The 4051-nt window shown below is 48.4% G+C and carries 4 protein-coding genes; all 4 read left to right on the forward strand.

Annotated features, from left to right (window positions below; all coding sequences use genetic code 11):
- Nucleotides 1–310: 310 nt before the first annotated feature.
- Complete coding sequence (locus tag ACKI3C_RS11760) at nucleotides 311–1039, forward strand: hypothetical protein (protein WP_407405273.1); 729 nt, start codon at nucleotides 311–313, stop codon at nucleotides 1037–1039.
- A gap of 228 nt (nucleotides 1040–1267) precedes the next feature.
- Complete coding sequence (locus tag ACKI3C_RS11765) at nucleotides 1268–2143, forward strand: helix-turn-helix domain-containing protein (protein ID WP_407405275.1); 876 nt, start codon at nucleotides 1268–1270, stop codon at nucleotides 2141–2143.
- An 85-nt stretch (nucleotides 2144–2228) separates the two neighbouring features.
- A complete protein-coding gene (locus tag ACKI3C_RS11770; RefSeq protein ID WP_407405277.1) occupies nucleotides 2229–3107 on the forward strand; it encodes a helix-turn-helix domain-containing protein in 879 nt (292 codons plus the stop codon).
- 19 nt (nucleotides 3108–3126) lie between these two features.
- Entirely contained in the window at nucleotides 3127–3720 is a 594-nt protein-coding gene (locus ACKI3C_RS11775) for a zinc ribbon domain-containing protein (protein ID WP_407405279.1), read from the forward strand.
- Nucleotides 3721–4051: the final 331 nt, after the last annotated feature.

Raw genomic sequence — 4051 nt, forward strand, 5'->3', positions numbered from 1 at the left:
AAGAATAAAAATTATTTTAATTATTTTAATTTCTTTCAGTGCTACCCGCAGTTTTTTTGACATAAGAACAAAAGAACATAAGAATAAAAATTATTTTAATTATTTTAATTTCTTTCAGTGTAACACGCAGTTTTTTTGACATAAGAACAGCAGTTTTTTGACATAAGAACAAAAGAACATAAGAATAAAAATTATTTTAATTATTTTAATTTCTTTCAGTGCAACCCGCAGTTTTTTTGACATAAGAACAAAAGAACATAAGAATAAAAAATTATTTTAATTTCTTTCAGTTTTAAAAAATAGCAACATCATGAAAAGATTAGCAATAATATTAAGTTTAGCATTTTCACTGCTCGCGCTGCCCAGCAATGCGGCAAAGAAAGAGCTGGTGATGATTATTACCGACACCGCTGGTGTCGAGCAGGTCATCCCCGTTGAGAAAATAGACAGTGTCCTCTTTGCCGAGGACGTTTGCCAGGCTGTAGAGGGACATGCCGTGGTTGACCTGGGCCTCTCGGTCAAGTGGGCCTATGCCAACCTCGACCTCGACGGCGAGAACCTGGAGAGCGCACCCTATGTGGAGAACGGCAACGCTCTCTACGGATGGGCCGACCCCACAGGCCGACAGCACTCGACATCGCTCAACGACTATCCCGCAGGCGTTAACTGGCCTCCCAACAACGTGTCGGGCACCGAGTACGACATCGTCAAGGCCAACTGGGGCGGCGAGTGGCGACTCCCCACCGACGAGGAGATGAAAGAGCTCATGAACCTGTGTACATGGACATGGGAAACCGTTAACGAAGCCCACGGCTATCGCGTTACCGGCCCCAACGGCAACAGCATCTTCCTGCCCGCATCGGGCTGGCGCTATGGCAACGACGCCGATGCCCAGGGTGTGTCGGGCAACTACTGGAGCGGCACGCTCTCGACCGACAACAACAACTCGGGCCGCAGCATCTCGTTCAACTCTCTCATCAAGGGTAACGGCTATTCACAGCGCATGTATGGCTTCTCGGTAAGACCCGTCAGACCATAATCTCATTGTTCACGCTGTGAAGGCAATCACGCCTAGATACAAAGTTCCCGGAACTTACCCTAATATGAACCTCGAAAGTAATAGAAAAGCTTTCGAGGTTCATGTTGGTTGTGACATTGCGCATTAGCCAAGCGGTTAAGGCAATCAACCAGCAATATAAAAACGCATGAATGAAAACCTCCACGACATAATTAATTGACCCCACCTTATCTAAGATTATTATACTTTATGGAATATAGACCTATACCTTGTCACGAATCATTACGTCCTTTCATACGCAACTATTGGATAATAAACGCCCACGGCACAGCGCGCGGCACGCAGACGGTGTTCTCTAACGGTGCCGGCAGCCTGCACTTCTACCTGTCGCAGGCTGTCAGGGTTAATGATAGCGAGAAGCTTCACCGCTCGATGCTTTACCACCAGGAGATGAATAGCGTGGGCGTTGTCACCGAAGAAGGTCCGGTGGTTATCTTCGGGGTGGAGTTTGTGCCGTTCTGCTCGCGCATGTTTTTCAAGACCGCTTTTGTGGGCGAGTTTCAAACGCCAGAGGAGTTGCACGACGAGGAGTTCACACAGATGTGCAGCAACGTCCATGAGGCAGCCAGTTTAGATGCCAGGGTGGCGTTGCTCGACGATTTCTTTTTGAAACGCCTCACCGAGATACCTGCTAACGATGTGAACATCGACCGCCTCAAGGACGTTTTTGACGAGATTGTGCCCACCGATGGCACCGTGGCATGTCCGCCCGGCAGCAAGGAAGAGTTTTCGACAGCTGACCTCGCCTCGACAGCCTGCTTGAGCCAGAAACAATTCACCCGCGTGTTTAATAAATATGTGGGCATGAATCCCAAGACCTACCTGCGGTTGCTGCGCTTCCACAAGGCGTTGATGGAGCTGCAGCAGTCGCCCCAGGAGTCGCTCACCGATGTGGCTTGGCGCTGCGGCTACTATGACCTGCCTCACATGACCAGTGATTTCAAGGATATATGTGGTTTCTCACCGTCGCAGCTGATAAGCACCGGCGCAGGACTCACCGAGACTTTCGGGCCAAACTTCAGCGGATTGATGAAGAAAAAAATTAAGGTTGAAAACATTATTTGATCGTTTGTCCATTTTTTACAAAGTGATGACAGGGAAACTATGTAATTTTGCAGTCGTTAAAAGTTACATGCATATTTAAGAAGAAATGGAATTTACCACAGTACCTTGTCACGAATCATTGCGTCCGTTCATCTATAACTACTGGGTGATGAATGCCGACTGCACATCACGCGGGACACAGACTATGTTTTCTAACGGGGCTGCCAACTTGCAGTTCTACCTGTCGCAGCCCATAGCGCCGCTAGGCAGCGACAAGCATCACAAAACTATCCTATTTCACTTGGAGATGAAAAGCATAGACCTGGTCACCGAGCCAGGACCGGTTAATATCTTCGGGGTGGAGTTTGTGTTCTTCTGCTCGCGGCTCTTTTTCAGAAAAGAGTTCCAGGGCGATTACCAGACCCCCGAGCAGCTGGGTGATGATGAGTTTGTGGAGGTGTGCCGCCGAGTGCATGATGCCAGCAACATGGACGAGCGAGTTAAACTTCTCGACGATTTCTTCTTGAAACGCCTTGCCGAACTTCCTGCCGAGGATGTGAACCTGATGCGCCTGCAGCACGTGTTTGACGAGATAGTCCCAGTCGATGGCTCGGTGGCTCCGCCGCCCGTCAATCATGATGATTTTTTACCGTCGGACCTAGCCTCGGCAGCTTGCCTGAGCCAGAAACAGTTCACTCGTGTGTTCAATAAGTACATGGGTATGAATCCTAAGACCTATCTGCGGCTGCTGCGTTTCCACAGGGCACTCAGGGAATTGCAGCAAGCCGATGAGAAAACTTTGCTCACCGACGTGGCATATAGCTGTGGCTACTACGACCTGCCGCACATGACAGCCGACTTTAACGACATTTGTGGCTTCTCGCCGTCGCAGTTGAAAGACAACCGCTCGGGCCTCACCGAGACATTCGGCACTGACTTTAACATACTGATGAGAAAGAAAATCAAGGTAGAAAACCTCATATAATAATTTGGTTTAAGCGATTATGAAAGAAATGAAATTTTGCCAGAGTTGCGGCATGCCTCTCAATGATGAGGTTTTAGGTACAAATGTCGATGGAAGTAAAAGTGATGAGTATTGTGTCTATTGCTTCAAGGATGGAGCCTTCACGGGCGACTTCACCATGGAGCAGATGGCTGAATATTGCTCAATGTTTGTTGAGGAATATAACAAGCACACGGGCAAGAACCTCACTGCTTGCGAGTACAAGCAAGAATTGCTCAAATACTATCCCACGCTCAAGCGGTGGAACCTTCCTGCCGATGCCATCCCTCACGCCAACCACCCCATGAAGAAAATCTTCATAGAGGAAATTAATGCGCTGGGTATAGCAGAGTTGCACGTTGATAATCTATATGTTCTGCATGGGGCATTTGTCAACCAGGCCTACAATGTCAATGGCAACGAAGTGAAACTTCTTGACGACGGTGCCACCTACTGGGGTACCCAGGTGCAGAAGACCGACGGCCGCTGCTATGGCGTGGCATGCGATGAGCGCTATTTGCTCGTGAGCGAGTATGGCAAAGACGGTGCCGATGCCGAGCTTGTGGTATTCAAGAGAAGGCAAGGGCGAATGTAACGGTAATTGCTGTTGAGGTAGTGGTGATGGCTGTGAGTTACGGCATGGTCACAGGTCTCGTTCATAGCCTCATTGCCTCAGGAATCCATGCATTATTAGAGCAATAATCCCAGAACAAATAACGATATTTAGCAAGTTTTATGCCCATTGGTAACTATTCGCCAATAGAGTTTTTAGGGACTCCCCGCGCGGATCTTATGAAAATCTTTCTCTCGCATAAAGCATAAGGCAAAGAGAGGCTGAAAGCCGACACGCAGAACGCAGTTCTGCACATAACCCTGTCCTAACTGAGCGCAAGCGAAGGCAGGGCAGGGTAAACGCGATACACTAT

It is taken from the genome of Sodaliphilus sp. (assembly GCF_045598405.1).
Taxonomy (GTDB): Bacteria; Bacteroidota; Bacteroidia; order Bacteroidales; family Muribaculaceae; genus Sodaliphilus; species Sodaliphilus limicaballi.